This is a genomic window from Roseovarius carneus, assembly GCF_020141465.1.
GTDB lineage: Bacteria > Pseudomonadota > Alphaproteobacteria > Rhodobacterales > Rhodobacteraceae > Roseovarius > Roseovarius carneus.
Map to the genome: position 1 here is coordinate 1,179,159 of NZ_JAHSPD010000001.1, position 21,958 is coordinate 1,201,116.

Here is a 21,958-nt window from a genome sequence, read left to right on the forward strand (position 1 = left end):
AGATGGTCTCTTGACCCTTCCGGGATATGCTTTGATGCTGCGTGCAGAGTTTTCAAACCGGAAGGGTGCGATATGACGATGCATAAAATCGGCGGCGCATGGGTCGCGGCGTCAGCTTTCTTGATGACGACCGGAGCGGCGCAGGCGGATATCACACCAGCAGAGGCGTGGCAGGGCTGGAAGGATTACATGACCGCCTTCGGGTATGAGATCACGGCCACCGAGGCGATGTCGGGCGACACTTTGACCGTGACGGACGTCGCCATGGGCTTTGATGTGCCCGAAGAGGACATGACGGTAAGCGTGACGCTCGGCGAAATGTCTTTTGCGGATAATGGCGATGGGTCGGTCGCGGTGAGCATCCCGGAGAGCCTGCCGATGACGATTGCGATCACCGGCCCCGAGGCGCTTGAGGTGGGCGCAACCTTTGATACGGTGGACTTCGTGATGACCATCTCGGGCGCGCCTGACGCGTCGGTAAGCGCGTATTCCGCTGCGGCGGCGCGCATTGCCCTGACGGATGTGACGGTGGAAGGCACCAGCTTTTCAGAGGCCCCCGGTGGCGCGCCGTTCCGCGATGTGTCGATTGAGATGGCCGATCTTGCGGGTGAGACCCTGACCAATCTGGGCGATCTGCGCCGGGTGGAACAGACGATCACCACAGGCGCTTGGTCCTATAGGATGGATGTGGTCGACCCCGAGAGCGCGCAAGGCAGTTTCCTGATCAATGGTGGCAGCGAGAGCCTGATCATGACTGGTACCTCTACCTTGCCCGAAGGGATTGACATGAACGATATGTCCGGCGCGCTTAGGGCCGGGTTTACCGTTGATGGGGGGTATGAGTTTGGCCCCGGCATGATGCAGTTCCGCTTTGAGGAGGATGGCAGCGTCACGGAAGGACGCACACAAAGCGCGGGTGGCGATCTGCGCATTGTGATGGACGAGAGCCAGCTTCTCTATGGTGGCGGCACCAATGATCTGTCGTTCGAGATTGCGGGAGGGGATATTCCTTTTCCGGTTGCGATGACCATGGCGCGCTACGGGTTTGAGCTTATGACGCCCGTGATGCAGAGCGACGCGCCACAAGCCTTCAGCCTTCAGGTGCTGCTGGGTGATTTCACCATGAGCGAATTCATCTGGGCACTTTTTGATCCCGCAGCGCAGTTGCCACGCGACCCCGCGACGATTGAGGTGGATCTGAGCGGTATGGCGCGCCTCTTCTTTGACGTGCTGGACCCTGAGCAGATGACCGCTGTTGACGCAGGTGGCGAGGCGCCGGGCGAGCTCAACGCGCTGTCGCTTGATGCGCTGACCGTCAGTGCGGCGGGTGTGCGTCTGGTCGGGACGGGCGCTGTGGAGATCGATAACACCGATATCGTGACCTATGATGGGATGCCCAAGCCGGTGGGTTCGGTCAGCCTCAACCTCACGGGTGCAAATGCGTTGCTGGACAGCCTCGTGGCCCTCGGCTTCCTGCCCGAGGATCAGGCGATGGGCGCGCGGATGATGATGGGGCTCTTTGCCGTGGCGGGTGAAGGCGAGGATGAGCTGGACTCCACCATCGAGTTCACCCAAGACGGTCAGCTTCTGGCCAACGGTCAGCGTCTGCGCTAGGCGCGGCGGGCAAGACACTAGGGCATGGCGCGCAGCCCTTCGCGGTATCAGCCGCCAAGCGCGCCTTTCCACCAGCCGGGGCAACCCGTGCGGAAGGAATGGCTTGTCGGCGCGAAGGCCTTAGCCCCCGGCCTGTCGAACGCACCAACGAGAAACGCCACCACCGGCGCGTTATCCACCGCGCCGAGGCTGCTGCCGCATGTCGGGCAAAACGCGCGGCTTGAGATATCCGACGAGCGGTAAAGCGCAGGGGTCCCGCCCGGTCCCGTCCACGCAACGCGGCTGGCCGGGAACTCCACCCAGACGGTGCTGGGCGCCCCGCTGTGACGGCGGCACATCTCGCAAGAGCAACTATGCGGATTTTCCGCAGGGCCAGTGGCGCTGAAGCGGATTGCCCCGCACAGGCATCCGCCCTCATAGGGTTTTGACATCGGTTCGCCTCCGTTTTGGGGCAGCAGGCCACAGCGCGCCCGCGCTGGCAAGCCTTGCACGTGGGGGCCTGCCGCTCTACCTCTCTGCTCGCGGACCCCAAAAGGTGAATGACCATGACCCAAGCGACCCACGACCTTGCCGAGATGCTTCTCGCAGCGGCCAAAAAAGCGGGGGCCGAGGCCGCCGATGCGATGGTGGCCGAGGAGGCGTCGGTAATGATCGACGTACGCGGCGGGGTTCTGGAGCAGGCCGAACGCTCAGAAGGGCGTGACGTGGGGTTGCGCGTTTTGATCGGGCAACGCTCGGCCAGCGTGTCTTCCTCGGACACCCGCCCCGAGACGTTGGCGATTTTGGCCGAGCGTGCTGTCGCCATGGCGCGCGAGGCCCCCGAAGACCCCTATATCGGGCTGGCAGACGCGGAAGAACTGGCCTGCGATTGGAACATGGACGCGCTTGAGCTTTGCGATCCCAGCGCGGAGCCTGATCCGGCCCAGCTTCAGGCATGGGCGGCCGAGGCCGAGGCGGCAGCTTTGGCGCAGCCGGGCGTCACACAATCGCAATCGGCCAGTGCCGCCTACCAGTTGCGCAACATGACCATGGCAATGAGCAACGGTTTCGCCGCGAGCTACGCGCGCACTGATTGGCATATCTCCAGCGTGGCCATCGCCGGGGAAGGCGCGGGGATGGAGCGTGACTATGACGGAGACGCGCGGATTTTTGGCGCGGACTTGCGTAGCGCGGACGAGATTGGCCGTACCGCCGGGCAGCGCGCAACGGCGCGTGTCGGCGCGCGCAAACCACCCACGGGGGCTTATCCGGTCCTGTTTGATGAGCGGATTTCATCGTCACTAATAGGCCATTTGCTGAGTGCTGCGAATGGTGCGGCGATCGCGCGAGGGGCCTCATGGCTTCTGGGCAAGGACGGTGCTGAGGTGCTGCCCGCCGCCCTATCGGTGATGGAGGACCCGCACCGCGCGCGCGTCGCTGCATCGCGCCCCTTTGATGGTGAGGGCCTGCCGACACGCAAGCGCGCGCTGGTGCAGGATGGCGTGCTTCAGGGCTGGATTTTGGACCTTGGCAGCGCGCGTCAGCTTGGCCTGCGCTCCACCGGCAATGCCAAGCGCGGCCTCTCTGGCCCCTCGCGGCCCGGCACGTGGAATGTGGCGCTGACCCAAGGCGCGCACAGCCGGGAGGATTTGATCCGCGACATGGGCACGGGGCTGTTGGTCACCTCAATGATCGGCTCCACGATTAACCCCAATACGGGTGATTATTCGCGCGGGGCTTCGGGCTTTTGGGTCGAGAATGGCGAGATCACCTATCCGGTCAATGAATGCACCATCGCGGGCAGCCTGCCTGAGATGCTGATGCGGATGACACCCGCCAATGACGCACGCACACATCTGTCCACGGTGGTGCCATCGCTTCTGGTCGAAGGGTTGACCCTTGCCGGAGAGTGACGCGGCCAATGATCTGGCGCTTTTGATCCGGGCTGCAAAGGCCGCGGGCAAGATCGCGCGCGGCTTTACCGGACCAGAGGCGCGACGCTGGGACAAGGCCGATGGCGCAGGGCCTGTGACCGAGGCAGACCTTGCGGTGAACACGGCCCTTGAGTCAGATCTGCGCGGGGCGCGGCCCCATTATGGCTGGCTGTCGGAGGAATCCGAGGATGGCACGGAGCGGCTGACCTCTGAGCGGGTGTTCATCATCGACCCCATTGACGGCACGCGCAGCTTTATCGAGGGCTCGCGCGCTTGGGCACATTCTCTGGCGATTGCCGAAGGCGGGCGCGTCACGGCGGGCGTGGTTTACCTGCCGATGATGGACAAGCTCTATGCTGCCGCTGAGGGACAAGGGGCGACGCTGAACGGGGTGCCTTTGTCTGTGACTGCGCGGGGTCAGATGGACGGCGCATCGGTGATTGGGGCCAAGGCCAATTACGTGGCTGAGCATTGGCGCGGGACCGTGCCGAACTTTCAGCGTGAATACCGTCCCTCGCTGGCCTACCGCCTCAGCCTTGTGGCGGAGGGGCGGTTCGATGTGATGATGACCTTGCGCGCGACATGGGAATGGGACGTGGCGGCGGGCGATGTGATCCTGCGCGAGGCGGGGGCGCTCACCTCGGACCGGCGAGGCGCTGGCCTCAGGTTCAACAATCCGGGCGCGCAGGTGGATGGGCTGGTCGCGGCCAATCCCGGGCTGCACGGGCAGATCATTGACGCTCTGGCCTAATCAGGTCTGAAGGCCCGCACGAAATCCACCACCTTGACCTCTGGCATCTCGCAGGGTTTGAGCCGCGCACCAGAGGAGAGGCGATAGAGGTTGAGGCTGATATAGCCCGGCCCGCCCAGCTCCTCCGCGATCAGCTTTTGTGCAGCCCCGCTGGAGAAATCACTGCGGGTGACGATATAGCGGCGGCCCCCGGCGCGGCCCTGAAACGTGCCCAGAGGCAGTGCATCGAACGCCGCGAGGAAGGCGTTCACCCCTTCTTGCCAATCTTGGGCTCTGTTCCGGCCTTAAGGCGGCGGATGTTCTCGCCGTGGCGGATATAGACCAGCAATGTCAGTATGATACCAAGGGCTGCCACCTCCGCATGACCCAGGAACACCATCCAGATGGTCGAAGTCGCCGCCGCCATCAGCGCCGCAAAGGATGACATGCGTGTCACAAGCGCCGTGACCAGCCATGTGGCACAGCACGCTGCCCCCACGATGGGTGCCAGCGCCAGAAGGATACCGAGGAAGGTGGCCACGCCCTTGCCCCCCTTGAAGCGCAGCCAGACGGGGAAGCAATGCCCGACAAAGGCCATGAGACCCGCCGCTTGCGCCGCATCCTCACCCGTTATGGCGCGGGCCAGAAGCACGGCCACCGCTCCCTTGCCGCCATCAAGGATCAGCGTGCCGAGGGCTGCCCCTTTGTTGCCCGTGCGCAGCACGTTCGTCGCCCCGATATTGCCCGAGCCGATGTCGCGCAGATTGCCCAGCCCCATAAGGCGCGCGAGGACCATGCCAAAGGGGATGGACCCGAGAAGGTATCCAAAGAGCGCCCAGAGGGCGAGAAGCGGCAGGGCGGTTTCAAATGCGGGCACTATGGGGCCTCATAGACGATGTGGCCATCCACGAAGGTGGCCAGAACCTTGCCCTGAAGGCGGGCACCATCAAAGGGTGTGTTTTTGGACTTCGACAGCAGCTTTGCGCGGTCGAGGATGAAGGGCGCATCGGCGTCGAAGAGCGCCAGATCGGCGGGCGCGCCCACGCTAAGACGCCCCGCAGTGAGGCCGAGCCGCTTGGCCGGGTTGAGCGACATGGCCCGGAAAAGCGTGGGCAGGTCGAGCGCGCCCGCATGATAAAGGCGCAGCGCAGCGGGCAGCAGCGTCTCAAGCGCGACGGCCCCGCTCGCGGCTTCCTCAAATGGCAGGCGTTTGCTTTCTTCATCTTGGGGGGTGTGCATGGAACTAATGATGTCAATCAGCCCGGTGCGCACCGCCTCGATGATGGCTTGTCGATCATCTTCGGAGCGCAGCGGCGGCTTGACCTTGAAGAAGGTGCGATAGCCCGCGACGTCCAGCTCATTGAGGGTGAGGTGGTGGATGGAGGTGCCTGCGGTGATATCGAGCCCGTTGGCCTTGGCCCGCTCCAGCGCGGGAAGGGCGCGGGCGGTGGTGATCTGATCCGCATGATAGCGCGCGCCGGTCATTTCCAGCAGGGCGATGTCGCGATCAAGGCCCATCCGCTCGGCCATGGGCGACACGGCGGGCAGGCCGTAAAGCGAGGCGAATTTGCCAGAGGTGGCGGCAGCGCCCTCAGAGAGGCCCGGATCCTGCGGGTGGGCGATGACCAGCGCGCCCATGGCACGGGCATAGGTGAGCGCCCGGGAAAAGACCTTGGTGTTCTGGATGACATGGTCGCAATCGGTAAACGCAATCGCGCCTGCGTCCATCAAAAAGCCGATCTCGGTCATCTCGCGGCCCAAACGGCCCTTGGTAAGGGCGGCCATGGGCAGGACATGCACCGGGGCCGCCTCATTCGCCCGGCGGCGCGTGAACTCAAGCACCTCGGGCGTGTCTATGGCCGGGAGGGTGTCTGGCCTTGTGGCCATGGTCGTGACCCCGCCCGCCGCCGCCGCAAGGCCCGCGGAGCGATAGGATTCCTTGTGCCGTTCGCCCGGCTCGCAGACCTTCACGCCGATATCGACAATCCCCGGCGCAAGGCATTTGCCGCGTGCATCGATGACATGGGTGCCCTTCTCCAGCCCTTGCGGGCTGTCCTCGGGATGCAAGGCTTCGATCAGACCGTCTTTGATGGAGAGGCTGCCGAGGGTGTCGGTGCCTGCCTCAGGGTCAATCAGGCGGGCGTTGGTGATGAGGGTTTGGGTCATGGGGCGGCCTTATGTGTTGGCTGGATCGGCGCTGCGCCTTTTGCGCCGCTGGCGAGGGGGCTGCGGGGGGTGGCCCTCTGGAGTGACGCATCCCCCAAGCCCATCAGGCGATCCAGACCATGACGGTAACAAGGGCTGCCAGCACCAGAAGGGCGACTGTGGCAACGCGCCCCGACATGGCGGCATCGGAGGGTTTTTTGCGGGGTGGTTTGGCGTCTTGCGGGCCAGCGGAGGCGTTTGGCAGAGGCTCGAACGCCACCGGGTCACGCTCCTCGGTGAAGGTTGCAATGAAGCGCAGGGGGGTCTTGGGCGTAAGGGTCTGGGCGCTCTGCGCAAAGGCGCGGGAAGTGGCGACGAGCACTGTGCCGCTCAGCGCGCTCAGCTCCGTGCGCATGGGGTCAATCTGTGCTTTGGGGATGCCTTGGCCCTCCTCCAGATAACCGGCAAGGCCCATCTCGGCCAAATCGCCGAGGTCGAACACTTCGATATAGTCCGCGTCCAGATGGCTGGCCCCCATCGCCTCGGCCAGAGGCCAGCGGCCATTGCGGCCGGTGAAGGCCTCAATCTCGGCCTTTGGCAGATCGACCGTGAAGAGACGGACCACGCCATGCTCGCCTTCGGGGATGTTGATGGTGTCGCTCACGCAGTGCTCCTTCTTCTCGGGCTAATTTTCACACCATGATGCCGGGCGGGGTTTGACGCGCGCGCAGACGGCGCGCCAGAAGGTCCATCGCCGCCATGCGCACGGCCACGCCCATTTCGACCTGCTCGCGGATGACCGAACGGTTGATGTCGTCGGCAAGCTCGCCGTCGATCTCCACGCCACGGTTCATCGGGCCGGGATGCATGACGATAGCGTCGGGGGCGGCATGGGCCAGCTTTTCGGCGTCAAGCCCGTAGCGGTGGTAATATTCGCGCTCGGACGGGATGAAACCGCCATCCATCCTCTCGCGTTGCAGGCGCAGCATCATCACCACATCGACGCCTTTCAGCCCCTCAGCCATGTTCTCGTAAACTTCCACGCCAAACTCCCCAATGCCAGCGGGCATGAGCGTGGGCGGGCCGATGAGACGGATGCGGTTTTCCATCTTGCCCAAGAGGATGATGTTGGACCGGGCCACGCGGCTATGGGCGATATCGCCGCAAATCGCGATGTTGAGACGGTGCAGGCGGCCCTTGGCGCGCCGGATGGTCAGCGCATCGAGCAGCGCCTGCGTCGGGTGCTCATGGCGCCCGTCACCTGCATTCAGCACCGCGCAGTTCACCTTCTGCGCCAGCAGGTCCACCGCGCCCGAGTGGGGATGGCGCACGACCAGAAGATCGGGATGCATCGCATTGAGCGTCATGGCCGTGTCGATCAGCGTCTCGCCCTTCTTGATCGAACTTGCCTGCATCGACATGCTCATCACATCCGCACCAAGGCGTTTGCCCGCCAACTCAAAGCTGGCTTGGGTGCGGGTCGAGGTCTCGAAGAACATGTTGATCTGGGTGAGGCCCGCAAGCGCGTCGGAATGCTTGGCCCCGCCACGGCCCATATCCGCATACTGCCCGGCGAGATCGAGCAGGGTGGTGATATCGCCTGGTGAGAGGTGCTCAATCCCCAGAAGGTGATCATGTGCAAAGGGCACGTGGCAGGCTCCCTATATGGTTCGAACCCGGTTATGGCAGAGCGGCGTGCCCGGATCAATGCACCTCGGTGCGTGCAGGCGGGGCGGAGTTTTTGAGTATTTTCGCTAAGAAGAAGGGTGCGGGTTTTCGCCATCGCTGGGGGGGGATAAGGTTGCGCATGGATTCGGGATTGGATTTTCACACGGCGCGCGCGCTTTTGGCCTGGCAGGTGGAGCTGGGGGTGGATGAGGCGATGCTGGACGCGCCTTTGAACCGCTATGATGTGCCTGCGAAGGTCGAGAAAGCGGCGGCGTCTGTACCTGCGGCGGCGGCTCCGCCCCAAGGCAGTGCCGTTGAACTTGCGCAGGCCGCCGCATCTGGCGCGCCGCATCTGGGCGGGCTTCGCGCCGCGATGGAGGCGTTTGAGCAATGTGAGTTGAAACGCGGCGCGCGCAATTTGGTGTTTGCGGATGGCACTCCGGGCGCGCGGGTGATGATCATCGGCGAAGCGCCGGGGCGGGACGAAGACCGTGAGGGGCGGCCCTTTGTGGGTCGGGCTGGACAGCTTTTGGACCGGATGCTCGGCGCGATTGGCCTTGGACGGGCGGAGGGGTCTGTCTACATCACCAACGTCTTGCCGTGGCGACCGCCGCAGAACCGTGATCCGCAACCCGAAGAGATTGACATGATGCGGCCTTTTGTGGCGCGGCATGTAGCGCTGGCGGCCCCTGAGGTGGTGATCTTGATGGGAAATATCAGCTGTGTTGCAGGGCTTGGCCAGCGCGGGATTACCAAGCTGCGCGGGACATGGGCCGAGGCTTATGGCGTGCCCGCTCTGCCGATGTTTCACCCGGCGTATCTTTTGCGCAATCCGGGCGCGAAGCGGGAGGCGTGGGCCGATCTTTTGGCGCTTCAGGCGCATTTGAGAATGTTGAGAGGAGGGACGGCATGAGCCGGATTGACGAGACACGCGAGTTTATCCCAGTACATATTGCTGTGCTGACGGTCAGCGATACGCGCGACATGGCGGATGACCGATCGGGTGACACGCTGGCGGCGCGGATCGAGGCGGCGGGGCATACTCTCGCGCGGCGCATGATCGTGCGCGATGAGCGCGCCGAGATTGCAGCACAGTTGCACAACTGGATCGCGGACCCGGAGATTGATGTGGTGATCTCCACCGGGGGCACGGGTCTGACGGGGCGCGATGTGACCGTTGAGGCGCACCAAGATGTCTATGAAAAGGAGATCACGGCCTTTGGCACCGTCTTTACCCATGTGAGCATGGCCAAGATCGGCACCAGCGCCGTGCAGAGCCGGGCCACGGCGGGCGTGGCGGGGGGGACCTATCTTTTTGCGCTGCCCGGTAGCCCCGGTGCGTGCAAGGATGCGTGGGACGGTATCCTCAGCCTCCAGCTGGATTACCGTCACAGGCCCTGCAATTTCGTCGAGATCATGCCCCGTCTTGAGGAGCATAAGCGGCGCAAGTAGCCCGCAACCTTGGCATTTGCGTCTTTGCGCTTATGTTACACCTGTGGGCCGGATGCGGCTCTGCGCGTTAGTTTCCGAGCCATTTTGCAAGGTCCGCAACCCCCATGCGTTTTCTGCGACAAAGCCTGACCGGACTTCTCCTGCTGTCGTTGACTGTGGGCATTTTGGCCTATGCGGGTCTTGTCCTTTATGGGGCGGTGCAGGCGCGTCTTGCGGATGAGGCGGTCCCTGCCGAGCGGCGCGAGCGGATGTTTGCGGTGCGCGTGATCACGGCTGAGGAGGCAGAGATCGCTCCGGTTCTCACCGCCTTTGGCGAGGTGCAGAGCCGCCGTGTTCTGGAACTGCGCAGCAAGGCGGCGGGGCGCCTCGTCACGCTTGATCCGGTGTTTGAAGAGGGCGGGCGCGTCACAGCGGGGCAATTGTTGGCGCAGATCGACCCGGCGGATGCGGCGGCGGCCGAGGCGCGTGCGCGCAGCGATGTGATGGACGCCGAGGCCGAGGAGCGGGATGCGGCGCGCGGTCTTGGCCTTGCGCGCGATGAGTTGGGTGCGGCGCGTGCGCAGGCGGATTTGCGGCAGCGCGCGTTTGCGCGGCAGGTCGATCTGGAGGCGCGCGGCGTCGGCACGGCGGCGGCGGTCGAAGTGGCTGAGCTGGCCGCTGCGCAAGCCGATCAGGCCGTTTTGACGCGCCGCATTGCCGAAGCCGCCGCCGAGGCGCGCGAGGATCAGGCCGTCAGGCGGCTGGCGCGGGCACAGATTGCTCTGGAGGAGGCGCAACGACGGCTGGCCGAGACCGAGATCAGGGCGGGCTTTTCCGGCGCGCTCAGCGATGTGGCGGTGGTTGAGGGCCGGCTTGTGACCGCGAATGAGCGGCTTGCGACATTGATTGATCCGGAGCGGTTGGAGGTGGCGTTTCGCATCTCCACTCCGCAATTCGCGCGACTTCTGGACGACGACGCCCGCGTGCGCGAGGCACCTGTGACAGTGACACTTGAGGCCTTCGGCGCGGAGATTGAGGCCACGGGGCGTATCCTCAGGGCCAGTGCCGCAGTCGGCGAGGCTCAGGTGGGGCGGCTGGTTTTTGCCGCACTTGATGCGGCAGAGGGCTTGCGTCCGGGGGATTTTGTCACCGTGCGTATTGAGGAGCCCGCATTGCCGCGTCTGGTGCGCTTGCCCTCGGCGGCGCTTGGGGCGGATGGCACGGTTCTGGCGCTTGGTCAGGGCGATCAGGCGGATCGGCTGGAGGCGCTGAGCGCGACGCTCATTCGGCGGCAGGGCGATGATATTTTGGTGCGCGGCGAGGCCTTGCAGGGCCGCGAGATTGTGACCGAGCGATCGCCCCTGCTGGGCGCGGGCATCAAGGTACGCGCCATTCGCGGCACTGGTCAGGATAATACGCAAGATCAGGCCGCCGCCCCCGAGATGCTGGAGCTTGATGCAGAGCGCCGGGCGCGGCTCGTTGCTTATGTCGAGGGCAATGCCCGTATGCCCGAAGCGGTGAAGGCCCGCCTTCTGGGGCAGCTCAACCAAACTCAGGTCGAGGCGGACGTGGTGCAGCGGCTGGAAAACCGCATGGGGGGCTAGGGCATGGCCCGCATGATCCCCGAGGGGGCGGGCGGCATCCTGTCCTATTTCACGCGCCATCCAACGGCGGCGAACCTGCTCTTGGTCGTGATGGTGGTGCTGGGCCTTGTGGCGGCCCCTAACATGCGCGCGCAGTTTTTCCCCGATGTGGTTGTGGCCAATGTCACCGTCACCACCGAATGGCGCAATGCGAGCGCCGAGGATATCGACAGCGCCATCATCCAAGTGCTGGAGCCCGCCCTATTGGCGGTGGAAGGCGTTGAAAGCTCCGAGGCATCGAGCCGCGAAAACTCCGGCTCGATCACGTTGGAGTTTGAGCCCGACTGGGATATGGCGCGCGCCGCCGATGAGGTGCAGGGGGCGGTAGACACCGTGACCACCCTGCCCGAGGAGGCCGAAGAGCCCGAGGTGCGGCGCGGGGCGTTTCGGGACCGGGTCACGGATGTGGTGATCACCGGGCCCTTGTCCGCCGATCAGCTTGGGCTTTACGCCGATGAGCTGGTCACGCGGCTCTATCTTGCGGGCGTGACGCGGACCACGGTGCGCGGCGTGGCCGCCCCCCGGACCTTGATCGAGGTGCCGAGCACGGCGCTTATGGCCAATGACATCACGCTGCGCGAGATTGCCACCGCGATCCGGGCCGAGGTGAACACCGACCCCGCAGGCGATGTGGAGGGGGCCGCGACCCGCGTGCGTACCGGCAGCGAGAAGCGCAGCCCCGAGGAGATTGCGGGCATCACGTTGCGTGTGCGCGATGATGGCTCCAGCCTGACCGTTGGGGATGTGGCGACGATCCAAGCGCTCGGGACGGCGCGGTTGCGCAGCTATTTCGTGGGCGATGATCCGGCCATGTCGATCCGGGTGGACCGCTCGGCGCGTGGCGATGCAATCGGCATTCAGGAGACGGTTGAGGAGGTGGCGGCGCAGATGGCCCTGAGCCTGCCGGACGGGGTGAGCGTTGATCTCATCCGCACCCGGTCTGAGGATATATCCTCGCGGCTCAGCATCCTTTTGAGCAATGGGGCGATGGGGCTGGGCCTTGTAGTGATGCTGCTCTTTTTGTTTCTCAATGCGCGCACGGCCTTCTGGGTCGCGGCGGGAATTCCGGTCGCGATGCTGGCCACCGTGGCGCTGATGTATGCGGCGGGGATCACGCTCAACATGATCTCGCTGTTCGCGCTGATCATCACGCTTGGGATCGTGGTGGATGACGCCATTGTGGTAGGTGAACATGCCGATGCGCGGGTGCGCGACAAGGGCGAGAGTCCGGTTGTTGCCGCCGAAAACGCGGCGCGGCGGATGGCCCTGCCGGTGTTCAGTGCGACACTCACCACGCTCATCGCCTTCTTTGGGCTGGTGGTGATCGGTGGGCGGTTTGGGGACTTGATCGCGGATATTCCCTTTACCGTGGTGGTGGTCCTTTTGGCCTCGCTGGTGGAATGTTTTCTGATCCTGCCGCATCACATGAGCCATGCTCTGCGCGCCTCCGCCAAAGAACATTGGTATGATGCGCCCTCGCGCTTTGTGAACAAAGGCTTTGTGTTTATGCGCGAGCGGGCGTTTCGCCCTCTCATGGCGCTGGTGATCAAGGGGCGCTATCCGGTTTTTGCGCTGGTGCTTCTGGCGCTCGCGTCGCAGGCGGCTCTCTTTGTCAAAGGCGATGTGACATGGCGGTTCTTCAACGCGCCCGAACGCGCCAGCGTGACCGGCAACTTCGCCATGGCACCGGGTGCCACACGCGCCGATTCGCTTGAGATGATGCGCGAGTTGCAGCGCGCGACCGAGGCACTGGGTGCGGAATACGAGGCGGAGTATGGGGTCAACCCGCTGGTCTTTGTCATGGCCGAGGTGGGGGGCAATGCCGGGCGCGGTCTTTCTGGAAGCGGGACGAAGGATGCCGACCAATTGGGTGGGATTTCGATTGAATTGATCGATGCCGATCAGCGCCCCTATTCCAGCTTTGAGTTCATCGGCGCGTTGCAGGACAGCGTGGTCCAGCACCCTCTTGCCGAAACGGTTAGCTTTCGGGGCTTCCGCAGCGGTCCGGGCGACGACGCGCTTGACGTGCAATTCTACGGAGCGACCGCCGAGGGGCTGAAGGCTGCGTCCGAGGCGCTCAAGGCGGCGTTGGCGCGTTACCCGGAAGTGTCGGGGGTGGAGGATAACCTCGCCTATGACAAGCAGGAGCTGGTGCTGGATCTCACCCCGCAGGGCGCGGCGCTTGGCTTTGAGATTGACGCGCTGGGGCAGGTGATCCGCGCGCGCATCGCTGGCATTGAGGCTGCGACCTATCCGTCTGGCCCACGCAGCGCCGATGTGCGGGTGGAGCTGCCCGAGGGTGAGCTGACGGCGGATTTTCTGGAGCGGATGCAGCTGCGCACCCCGTCGGGCGCTTATGTGCCGCTGGCCGATATCGTGAGCGTGGAGCGGCGCGACGGCTTCTCCACCGTGCGGCGCGAAAACGGCATCCGGTTGATCAGCGTCACGGGCGCGATCTCCGAGGATGATCCCGTGCGCGCCAATGAGATCACGACCGCGCTGGAGGAAGACATCCTGCCCGCCATCGCCGCCGAGTTGCAGGTGGAATATCGCCTCTCGGGCCTGAGCGAGCAGGAGGATGAGTTTCTGGCCCAGGCCCAGCTTGGTCTGATGCTGACGCTGGTGGGGATATACCTGGTGCTGGCGTGGGTGTTCTCCAGCTGGACGCGGCCCGTGGTGGTGATGGCGATCATCCCGTTTGGACTTGTTGGCACGATCTATGGCCACCATGCGTGGGACGTGCCGCTCAGCATGTTCACGGTGGTGGGGCTTCTGGGGATGACGGGAATCATCATCAACGATTCCATTGTTCTGGTCACCACGATTGACGAATATGCCGAGGAGCGTGGACTTGTCCCGTCGATCATCGACGGGGCGGCGGACCGGCTGAGGCCTGTGATGCTGACCACGCTGACGACGGTGCTGGGGCTGACCCCTTTGCTCTTTGAGCAATCGCAACAAGCTCAGTTTCTCAAACCAACGGTGATCACGCTGGTTTACGGTCTGGGCTTCGGGATGTTTCTGGTGCTTTTGGTCGTGCCCGCGCTGATGGCGATGCAGCAGGATGTGGCCCGGCAATGGGCCGCGCTGCGCCGGGGTATGCGGTTCCGGGTGGCGCCTGTGCGCAGTGCGTTTGGTGCCGGGATCTCGGTGCTGGCGCTGTGGTTCGTGGCCACGCTAGGGGCTGTAGCTCTGACCCACGCGCTGCCCGGTCCGGTGCTGAGTGTGCTGCCGTTTGTGGCCGGAATGGAGCCGCTGAGGGCCGCGCTCATGGCGTTCCTGCTAGGGGCTGTTCTCGTGTCCGTGGTGCTCTATCTCGCGGTGGGGATGCGCCACGTGTGGCGGCGGCCCGCCTGAGCGATCAGGCTGCGGGTCACCCTCCTGCGGGGCATCCTTTGATATCGACCATTTTCGAGCCGCCCAGAACCGTGATGCGGATGCCCTGACGGTTGAGCGCGAAAGAGCTGCCTTCGACATGCATCAACTCGGTCTCAGCGGTCAGGGTATTGCCGTTGCGCGCAGACGTGGTGGGAGCAACCCAGACCTTGGGATTGTCCGTCTCGACCACGACCATTTCATCGCGCCCGGTATCGCCCAGCCGCATTTGCGCGCTCAGCTTCAGCGCGCCGTCACTGCCGGCGGAGATGGCGCAGGAAACACCCGTCACACCCGCCTCTTTTTGCGTATCGGGCCGGTTGGCGAGGGCGGCGGCGATGCGTGGATCGCGGGCCGTGCCATCCTTGGGCAGGGTGGCCGAGAGGGTGAGATCGACGGGAATGCACACATCTTCGCAGACGCCCATGCTGATCTGCCCCGACAGGGTGATGTCGCGGCCCGCACGGCTGGGCGTGAGCCGCAGGGGCAGGACGACAGTGCCGCTATAGCCGATTGAGATCATACCGTCCTGATCGACGCGATTTGGCACGGGCCAGCGGATTTCGGCCCCCGCAAGATTTTGCGAGGCGCGCCAATCAAACTGCGGCGGGATGCCTGCATCGCCGGGCGCGCGCCAATAGGTTTTCCAGCCCGGCGCGAGGGTGATCTCAAGCCCCGCCATATGCGTGCCATCCGCGCTGCGCCATCCGGGCAGAAGCTTGGCCGAGACGACATCCGATAAGTCCTCAGCCAGCGCGGCGAGGGGCGTTATGAGAAGCGTGGCGATGAGGGCGAGGGGGTGCAAAAGAGGTTTCATCCCTTCGAGATGCGCCAGAACGCGGTAAATGCCAACTCACTTTGGTGTCATATTTTGCAGCATCTGTTTTAGGGAGGCCGTTCCTTGGACCGAAATGCGCAGGCCGCCCAGCCGTGCGGTCTCGGGCCTTGGCCCTTGTCAGGGCGGGGGGTGTGACGCATGTTTGGGTGTCTGCTGAAATGAAGGAGCGGCGCGTGGTGAGCGATGGCATGGATCTGACGGGGTGCGCTTTGATTGCGATGCCCGGCATGGGCGACCCTAGGTTTGAGCATTCGGTCATCTTCATGTGCGCACATTCCGCTGACGGCGCGATGGGTCTGATCGTCAACAAACCGATGCCCGATTTGCCGTTGCGCAGCTTGCTGGAGCAGATGGGTGTGCCTCTGGGCGCGGATGCGCGCGAGGGCCTCGTGCATTTTGGCGGGCCGGTGGAGAACGGGCGTGGCTTTGTGTTGCATGAGGCGGGGTATGAGAGTGCGATTTCGACCCTGATGGTTGGCGATGATTTCGGCATGACCGCCACGATGGATGTGCTGGAGGATCTGGCGCTGGGTCGGGGGCCGGTCGAGGCACTGGTGGCGCTGGGCTATGCAGGCTGGGGCCCCGGCCAGCTTGAGGCGGAGATTGCGGATAATGGATGGCTCATTTGCGAGGCGTCTCAGGGCCTGATCTTCGGTGTGCCTGACATGGAGAAATGGGAGGCGGCGCTGTCGTGTTTAGGTATTGATCCGCTGACCCTGTCGGCGGCGGCAGGCCGGGCCTGAGGGCTATTTAAAAACAGAGCGCTTGCGCGCGCTGATGTCTCGCCCCTCCGCCTCTGGCGGATGGCCTCGGGATTGGTTTTCGTGGCCTGTGTCGTGCTTGGAGCGTGAGTATTTTTGCTAAGAAGAAGGTTTGGGACCTGGGAGGGTGTCTTTTGGGCCGCTACTGATCGCGTGGCGCGGCGGCGCGGCGCAGGCGGTCGTTGATGGCGTGGCCGAGACCGTGGTCTGGGATCGGTGAGACGGCGATTTTGGCCGGGCCTGCCGCGTCCAACTGGTGCAGGTGGTCGAAAAGGTTGGCGGCGGCTTCAGTCAGGTTTGCGCCGGGCGAGAGATTTAGGGTGGCGTTTGCCACGGGGCCAAAGCCGAGGAGGGTTTCGCCGGGTCTCAGATCTGTGGCGTTGAGGCGCAGCGACGCGTTTGGCGCGTAATGTGAGGCCAGTTGGCCGGGGGCGGTGATGCTGGTTTGATCTTCTGTTGTCAGAGGCGCGCCGAGTGCAGCCTCGATCACGCTTTGTGGCAGGCCGCCGGGGCGCAGGAGGGTGGTGCTGCCGTTTTGGTCGGTCAGCCCGAGGATCGTGGATTCAAGGCCCACGCTACACGCTCCTCCATCTATGATCGCGTCGATGCGGCCCGTTAGCCCATCCGCCACATGGGCGGCTGTTGTCGGGCTGATCCGGCCCGAGGGGTTGGCTGATGGGGCGGCGAGAGGCCCGCCGAATGTGGCGAGCAGCGCGCGGGCCACGGGATGCGCGGGGATGCGCAGCGCCACGCTATCGAGGCCTGCGGTGGTCAGTAAGGCGAGCGGCGAGGCGGGCTTGCGTGGCAGCACCAGAGTGAGCGGGCCGGGCCAGAGCGTGGCGAGCCTGTCGGCCGCATCGCTCCAGAGGGCGTAGCGCTGAGCGTCTTCGATGCTGGCCACATGCACGATAAGCGGGTTGAACGCCGGTCGGCCCTTGGCCGCATAAACGCTTGCTACGGCGGCGCCGTTTGTGGCGTCCGCGCCGAGGCCGTAGACCGTCTCGGTCGGGAAAGCGACTAGCCCGCCCTCTTGCAGAAGGGTGGCCGCGCGGGTGATCCCGTCGATGTCTGCTCTGAGGTGAAGCGTGTGCACGGGGTATTGTGCCTTTCGTGACGCGGCGTTTGGGTTGATCGGGTGTTACGCCAGTCTAGGGTCGCTGGGGCGCGCCCTGCTTAGCGGCGCGTATGTATTTTGCCAACGCGTTTTACACTCAGCCCTCATCTGGAGACCCTCATGTCCTATCGTGCGCCCCTTGCTGAGTATGATCTGCTGATGCGTCATGTCGTGGGTCTTGACCTTGTGGCGGGCACTGAGCGCTTTGGCGAGGCGAATGCGGAGACTGTTGCTACGATTTTATCTGAGGCCGCGCGGATGTGTGAGCAGGTTCTGGCACCGCTCAACGCGCCGGGGGACCGGGAGGGCGCGCGCCTTGAGAATGGTGTGGTGCGTCTGCCTGAGGGGTTTGCCGAAGGGTATCGCGCGGTGGCTGAGGGCGGTTGGGCCGCGATCACCGCATCCGAGGCCTATGGCGGTCTGGCGCTGCCGATTACTGTGGCCACGGCGGTCAATGAGATGATGGCCTCAGCCTGTCTCAGCCTGCAAATCGCGCCTTTGATGAGCCAGGGCCAGATCGAGGCGTTGGAGCATCATGCGAGCGATGAGATCAAGGCGCTTTACCTGCCCAAGTTGGTGAGTGGGCAATGGAACGGGACGATGAACCTGACCGAGGCGCAGGCGGGCAGCGATGTGGGTGCGCTGCGCACAAAGGCAGAGCCCGGGGGCGACGGGACCTACGCCATCACGGGCCAGAAGATTTACATCAGCTGGGGCGACAATGACGCGACCGAGAACACCTGTCATCTGGTGCTCGCGCGTTTGCCGGATGGGGCGGAGGGCACGAAGGGTATCTCGCTCTTTGTGGTGCCGAAATTCCTGCCCGATGCGGATGGCAATCCAGGCGTGCGCAATGATCTGTCGGTGGTCAGCCTTGAGCACAAGCTTGGCCTGCATGGCAGCCCCACGGCGGTGATGGAGTATGCCGGTGCCAAAGGCTGGCTCGTGGGGGAGCCGCATAAAGGCATGCGCGCGATGTTCACCATGATGAACAATGCGCGGCTTGGTGTGGGCGGGCAGGGTATAGGCGTGGCCGAGCGGGCCTTTCAACATGCGCTGGCCTATGCATCGGACCGTCGGCAGGGTGTGACGCCCTTGGGGGCGACCGCGATCATCGACCATGCTGATGTGCGCCGGATGCTGCTTACAATGCAGGCGGATGTGTTCGCAGCGCGCGCCATCGCGCTGAGCTGTGCCGTGGCGATTGATATGGAGACGGCCACCGGGCAGGCGGCATGGGCCGCGCGGGCCGCGTTCCTGACGCCCATCGCCAAGGCCTTCGGCAGCGATACAGGCGTCCGGGTCGCGGATATGGGCGTGCAAGTGCATGGCGGCATGGGCTATATTGAGGAAACAGGTGCGGCGCAGTTCACGCGCGATGTGCGGGTGACGGCGATCTATGAAGGCACCAACGGGATTCAGGCGATGGATCTGGTGAGCCGCAAGATGATGGATGAGGGCGAGATGGCATATGTGATCTTGGACGAAATCGAGGCCGAGGCCCAAGCCGTGCGGGCGGACCTGCCCGATCTGGCCGAGCCTTTGCTTGAGGCCTGCGCGGCCCTGCGCGCGGGCACCGATTGGATAGTGCAACACCCGGCAGAAGATCGCTTCGCGGGCGCTGTGCCTTATCTCGCGGCGTTTGCGCGGGTTCTTGGCGGGCAGGCGCATCTCAAGGCGGCGCGGGTCGAGGGAGGTGCACGGCTGGCGTTGGCCCGGTTCTACATGGCGCGGATGTTGCCCGAGTATGCAGCCAAGCTGGCCGAGGCACGTGCCGGGGCTGCGGGGCTTTATGCGGCTGATGTTCGAGCAATGGCGCGGTGAACATGCCCGAGGGCCTGCGCACGCCTTGGGCGGTGCCGCCCGCCGAGGGGCAGGCCATTGAGGTCGCACCGGGCATCCTTTGGATGCGGATGCCGCTGCCGATGGTTCTGGATCATGTGAACATCTACGCGCTGGACGAGGGCGAAAGCTGGACCGTGTTTGATACCGGTATGTTCTCCAAACGCTCCGTCGCAATCTGGGAGCGTTTGCTCGCGGGGCCTCTCATGGGCAAGCCCGTGGGGCGGGTGATTATCAGCCATCATCACCTTGATCATGTTGGCATGGCCGGGTGGTTGATGGAGCGCTTTGATTGCGAGCTGGTGGCGACGCGCACCGCTTGGCTGATGGCGCGGATGCTGATCATGGATGTGGAGGAGCGGCCAACGCCACAGGCGCTGAAATTCTGGCGCAGCGCGGGGATGGATGCGGAGATCTACGCCAAACGCGCGGGCGAGCGGCCCTTCAATTTCGGCGATACCTGCGCGCCTATTCCGGTGGGATATACCCGCGTACAGCAGGGCGATACGCTGACCATTGGGGGCCGGGACTGGGGCGTGCATACCGGCGGCGGGCACGCGCCCGAGCACCTCACGCTGTGGAGTCGGACGGATGATCTGGTCCTCTCCGGTGATCAGATCCTGCCCTCGATTAGCCCCAATATCGGCGTCTATCCGACCGAGCCCGAGGCAGACCCGCTTTCTGACTGGCTCGAAGCCTGCGCGCGGTTCAAAGCGCTGGCCCGGCCCGAGCATCTGGTTTTGGGGGGGCATAAGCTGCCCTTCACGGGCCTGCCCAAGCGGATGGAGCAACTCATCGACAATCATCATGGCGCGCTCCGGCGGCTGGAGGCGCATCTGGCCACGCCCCGCACGGCGGCAGAGTGCTTCGCGCCGCTCTTCAAACGGAAAATTGATGGCGGGACATACGGTCTGGCCCTTGTGGAGGCGGTTGCGCATCTCAATCATCTGCATCAGGCTGGTCGCATCACGCGCCGCCGCCGAGAGGATGGCGCATGGCTTTGGCAGATAAAGGACTAAGCAATGGATGATGATATAGCCACCTCCGCCGAGGCGCTGGAATCGGCGGCTCTGCCGCGTTGGCGGGAGGCCCATGTGGACCCTGCACAATCGGGCGAGGGCACATTGCCCGATGCGGTCAAGGCCAAGCCGGTGGAGCAGAAAAGTGCGGCGGAATGGGCCTATGAGCGGCTCATCCTCTATATCCAGAATTTCGAGAAGACCCTCGACGAAGAGCATGAGGTGGCGATGGGATTCGTGGGCGGCGATGCGGGCGTTTTGCGGATCGAAGGGATGGGGTATTTTGACCCCGATATCGTGACATTTTATGGCGCTGACGGGACGGGCGGAAAAACCCAACTGGTCCAGCATGTGAGCCAGCTGAGCGTGCTCTTGCGCGCCTTGCCCAAACCGCGCCCCGAGGCCCCGCCCGAGCGGATCGGCTTTCGCCTCGCACAGGATCTTGGCAAGGCTTGAGCGCCCGACCCGGCGGAGCATTGTTTGGTTGATGCTCTGTTTAGGTATTTAAGATCAGAAAGAAGCCCGAAACGCTTTGTTAATCGTGGTTGGCGTAGACTGTTAGGGCGGTACAGGCTGAGGAGCCGATGACCGCATCAGGAAGAGGCTGCCCCGCGCTGCCCGCATGTCACGTCAATTGGCGCGCGTTTTGGTGGTGTCGGGGCGCTTCGACCCGGCTTCTTTCTGATCTTAAAGCGGTTTGCCTTAGACGTGAGGCACTCAATCGAGGTGAAGTGCGCGGAACGCTCAAATGATGTGCGCGTTTCACGAAAACCAGTGATTCAGGATTTCGTGAAGCGCTTGAAATACCTTGAACACACGGATGCTGGCACAGCGGAGTTCTAAGTCTATGGCATGTGTGGGGCTTTGTGCCTCCACTATTTTGCCAGCACGCCGGGGCGTGACAGGCCCCGCGTGATGCGTTACACACAAGCAAAACGCGTAATGACGAAAGGGACAAGCCATGTCCGAACACAAGCACGGCGAAATGGATATCACAGCGCAGGAAAAGGCCTTTGACGGATTCGTCACCTGGTCTGTGCGGGTTTCGGTGGTGAGCATCGGCATCTTGGTATTCCTCGCCCTTTTCAACAGCTGAATCAGATCTGACTTCAGACTGCGCCGCTTGGGGGGCCAGACATGACACGGGTTTTCGCTATGGCGTTTTGCGCGCTATTCGCTTTGACGGGCTGCGCGGCAGAATCGGTTTGGGCCACGGATGAGGAGGTGCAGCGCGCCGCCTATACCCATGATGGTCCGCCCCGCCTCACGCTCTTTACGATGCTGAACAACCGCAACGGCAACGGGGCGCATACATCGCTGATGATCAATGGGGCGCAGCGGATTATTTATGATCCCGCAGGCTCGTTTGCGCATGAGACAATCCCTGAGCGCAACGATGTGCTCTACGGGGTGACGCCGCAGGTGGCGGATGTCTACACCCGCTTTCATGCCCGCGAGACATTTCATGTGAAAATCCAGACGCTGGACGTAACACCAGAGCTTGCCGCGCGTGCGGCGGCCCTCGTCAAGCAAGCGGGGCCAGTTCCGGGGGCGCAATGTGCCTACAGCACCTCTGCTGTGATGGCGCAGCTTTTCCCCGGTCAGATCACGCAATCCTGGCTGCCAAAGAAGCTCGCGGATCAGTTTGGTGCTGTGCCGGGCGTGAGCGAGCGTCTCCTGCATGAGTATGACAGCGACGACAATTCGAAGGTTCTGGCAGAGTGGAACCCGGATCAGTGGAAAGCGGCCACGACGAACTGAACTTTCACGGCGTTCAAATGCGAAACGGCCCGCTCTGACGAGAGCGGGCCGTTTGCGTTTCTTGGGCCGGGCTGAGGGGGGTCAGCATTTTTCCTGTTTCAGGA

The 21,958-nt window shown here is 63.9% G+C and carries 21 protein-coding genes; 13 read left to right on the forward strand and 8 right to left on the reverse strand.

Features of this window, described 5'->3' with window-relative positions:
* Positions 1-72 precede the first annotated feature (72 nt).
* Positions 73-1,614, forward strand: coding sequence for a DUF2125 domain-containing protein (locus KUD11_RS05865; protein WP_181375301.1), 1,542 nt, complete (start codon positions 73-75; stop codon positions 1,612-1,614).
* 47 nt (positions 1,615-1,661) lie between these two features.
* Here KUD11_RS05865 and KUD11_RS05870 read toward each other — a convergent pair whose 3' ends face one another.
* On the reverse strand, positions 1,662-2,045 hold the full coding sequence (locus tag KUD11_RS05870) for a GFA family protein (protein WP_109385760.1): 384 nt from the start codon (positions 2,043-2,045) through the stop codon (positions 1,662-1,664).
* Between the two features lie 114 nt (positions 2,046-2,159).
* Here KUD11_RS05870 and KUD11_RS05875 point away from each other — a divergent pair, with 114 nt between their 5' ends.
* Positions 2,160-3,506: a TldD/PmbA family protein gene (locus KUD11_RS05875; protein ID WP_109385758.1), complete on the forward strand. Its 1,347-nt coding sequence runs from the start codon at positions 2,160-2,162 to the stop codon at positions 3,504-3,506.
* On the forward strand, positions 3,493-4,278 hold the full coding sequence (locus KUD11_RS05880) for an inositol monophosphatase family protein (protein ID WP_109385756.1): 786 nt from the start codon (positions 3,493-3,495) through the stop codon (positions 4,276-4,278). The genes KUD11_RS05875 and KUD11_RS05880 overlap by 14 nt, the downstream gene beginning before the upstream one ends.
* Here the strand turns inward: KUD11_RS05880 and KUD11_RS05885 are convergent.
* The 5 genes from KUD11_RS05885 to KUD11_RS05905 form a co-directional block, all read right to left on the reverse strand.
* Positions 4,275-4,529 carry a hypothetical protein gene (locus tag KUD11_RS05885; RefSeq protein ID WP_109385754.1) on the reverse strand — a complete coding sequence of 85 codons (255 nt, stop codon included), beginning with the start codon at positions 4,527-4,529 and terminating at the stop codon, positions 4,275-4,277. The two genes, KUD11_RS05880 and KUD11_RS05885, sit on opposite strands and share 4 nt — an antisense overlap.
* Positions 4,526-5,134: a glycerol-3-phosphate 1-O-acyltransferase PlsY gene (plsY, locus tag KUD11_RS05890; RefSeq protein WP_109385752.1), complete on the reverse strand. Its 609-nt coding sequence runs from the start codon at positions 5,132-5,134 to the stop codon at positions 4,526-4,528. Before plsY ends, KUD11_RS05885 begins: the two co-directional genes overlap by 4 nt.
* Positions 5,134-6,423 carry a dihydroorotase gene (pyrC, locus tag KUD11_RS05895; RefSeq protein WP_109385750.1) on the reverse strand — a complete coding sequence of 430 codons (1,290 nt, stop codon included), beginning with the start codon at positions 6,421-6,423 and terminating at the stop codon, positions 5,134-5,136. The genes plsY and pyrC overlap by 1 nt, the downstream gene beginning before the upstream one ends.
* 103 nt (positions 6,424-6,526) lie before the next feature.
* On the reverse strand, positions 6,527-7,066 hold the full coding sequence (locus KUD11_RS05900) for a hypothetical protein (RefSeq protein WP_109385748.1): 540 nt from the start codon (positions 7,064-7,066) through the stop codon (positions 6,527-6,529).
* Between the two features lie 28 nt (positions 7,067-7,094).
* Positions 7,095-8,051, reverse strand: coding sequence for an aspartate carbamoyltransferase catalytic subunit (locus KUD11_RS05905; RefSeq protein ID WP_109385746.1), 957 nt, complete (start codon positions 8,049-8,051; stop codon positions 7,095-7,097).
* Positions 8,052-8,209: 158 nt separating this feature from the next.
* Between KUD11_RS05905 and KUD11_RS05910 the strand changes: the two genes are divergently transcribed.
* From KUD11_RS05910 to KUD11_RS05925, 4 genes are all read left to right on the forward strand, one after another.
* Positions 8,210-8,983 (forward strand): uracil-DNA glycosylase, encoded by a 774-nt coding sequence (locus KUD11_RS05910; protein WP_109385744.1) that lies wholly within the window; start codon positions 8,210-8,212, stop codon positions 8,981-8,983.
* On the forward strand, positions 8,980-9,522 hold the full coding sequence (gene moaB / locus KUD11_RS05915; RefSeq protein ID WP_109385742.1) for a molybdenum cofactor biosynthesis protein B: 543 nt from the start codon (positions 8,980-8,982) through the stop codon (positions 9,520-9,522). Before KUD11_RS05910 ends, moaB begins: the two co-directional genes overlap by 4 nt.
* Positions 9,523-9,626: 104 nt before the next feature.
* Positions 9,627-11,105: an efflux RND transporter periplasmic adaptor subunit gene (locus KUD11_RS05920; RefSeq protein ID WP_109385740.1), complete on the forward strand. Its 1,479-nt coding sequence runs from the start codon at positions 9,627-9,629 to the stop codon at positions 11,103-11,105.
* Positions 11,106-11,108: 3 nt separating this feature from the next.
* Positions 11,109-14,501 (forward strand): efflux RND transporter permease subunit, encoded by a 3,393-nt coding sequence (locus KUD11_RS05925; RefSeq protein WP_109385738.1) that lies wholly within the window; start codon positions 11,109-11,111, stop codon positions 14,499-14,501.
* A gap of 16 nt (positions 14,502-14,517) precedes the next feature.
* Here KUD11_RS05925 and KUD11_RS05930 read toward each other — a convergent pair whose 3' ends face one another.
* Positions 14,518-15,336, reverse strand: coding sequence for a protein-disulfide reductase DsbD domain-containing protein (locus KUD11_RS05930; protein ID WP_109385736.1), 819 nt, complete (start codon positions 15,334-15,336; stop codon positions 14,518-14,520).
* A 209-nt stretch (positions 15,337-15,545) separates the two neighbouring features.
* Between KUD11_RS05930 and KUD11_RS05935 the strand changes: the two genes are divergently transcribed.
* Complete coding sequence (locus KUD11_RS05935) at positions 15,546-16,100, forward strand: YqgE/AlgH family protein (RefSeq protein WP_109388169.1); 555 nt, start codon at positions 15,546-15,548, stop codon at positions 16,098-16,100.
* Between the two features lie 160 nt (positions 16,101-16,260).
* On the opposite strand, the gene KUD11_RS05940 is transcribed toward KUD11_RS05935, so the two are convergent.
* The gene (locus KUD11_RS05940) at positions 16,261-17,211 is read right to left on the reverse strand and encodes an L-threonylcarbamoyladenylate synthase (RefSeq protein WP_109385734.1); all 951 of its coding nucleotides are present in this window, start codon (positions 17,209-17,211) and stop codon (positions 16,261-16,263) included.
* Between the two features lie 141 nt (positions 17,212-17,352).
* Between KUD11_RS05940 and KUD11_RS05945 the strand changes: the two genes are divergently transcribed.
* From KUD11_RS05945 to KUD11_RS05965, 5 genes are all read left to right on the forward strand, one after another.
* Positions 17,353-19,056, forward strand: coding sequence for an acyl-CoA dehydrogenase (locus KUD11_RS05945; RefSeq protein ID WP_109385732.1), 1,704 nt, complete (start codon positions 17,353-17,355; stop codon positions 19,054-19,056).
* A gap of 2 nt (positions 19,057-19,058) precedes the next feature.
* Positions 19,059-20,093, forward strand: a complete 1,035-nt coding sequence (locus KUD11_RS05950; RefSeq protein WP_109385730.1) for an MBL fold metallo-hydrolase — start codon at positions 19,059-19,061, stop codon at positions 20,091-20,093.
* Between the two features lie 3 nt (positions 20,094-20,096).
* Positions 20,097-20,549 carry a DUF6173 family protein gene (locus KUD11_RS05955; protein WP_109385728.1) on the forward strand — a complete coding sequence of 151 codons (453 nt, stop codon included), beginning with the start codon at positions 20,097-20,099 and terminating at the stop codon, positions 20,547-20,549.
* 505 nt (positions 20,550-21,054) lie between these two features.
* On the forward strand, positions 21,055-21,189 hold the full coding sequence (locus tag KUD11_RS05960) for an aa3-type cytochrome c oxidase subunit IV (protein WP_109385726.1): 135 nt from the start codon (positions 21,055-21,057) through the stop codon (positions 21,187-21,189).
* Positions 21,190-21,230: 41 nt separating this feature from the next.
* Entirely contained in the window at positions 21,231-21,854 is a 624-nt protein-coding gene (locus tag KUD11_RS05965; protein WP_224380157.1) for a hypothetical protein, read from the forward strand.
* Positions 21,855-21,958: the final 104 nt, after the last annotated feature.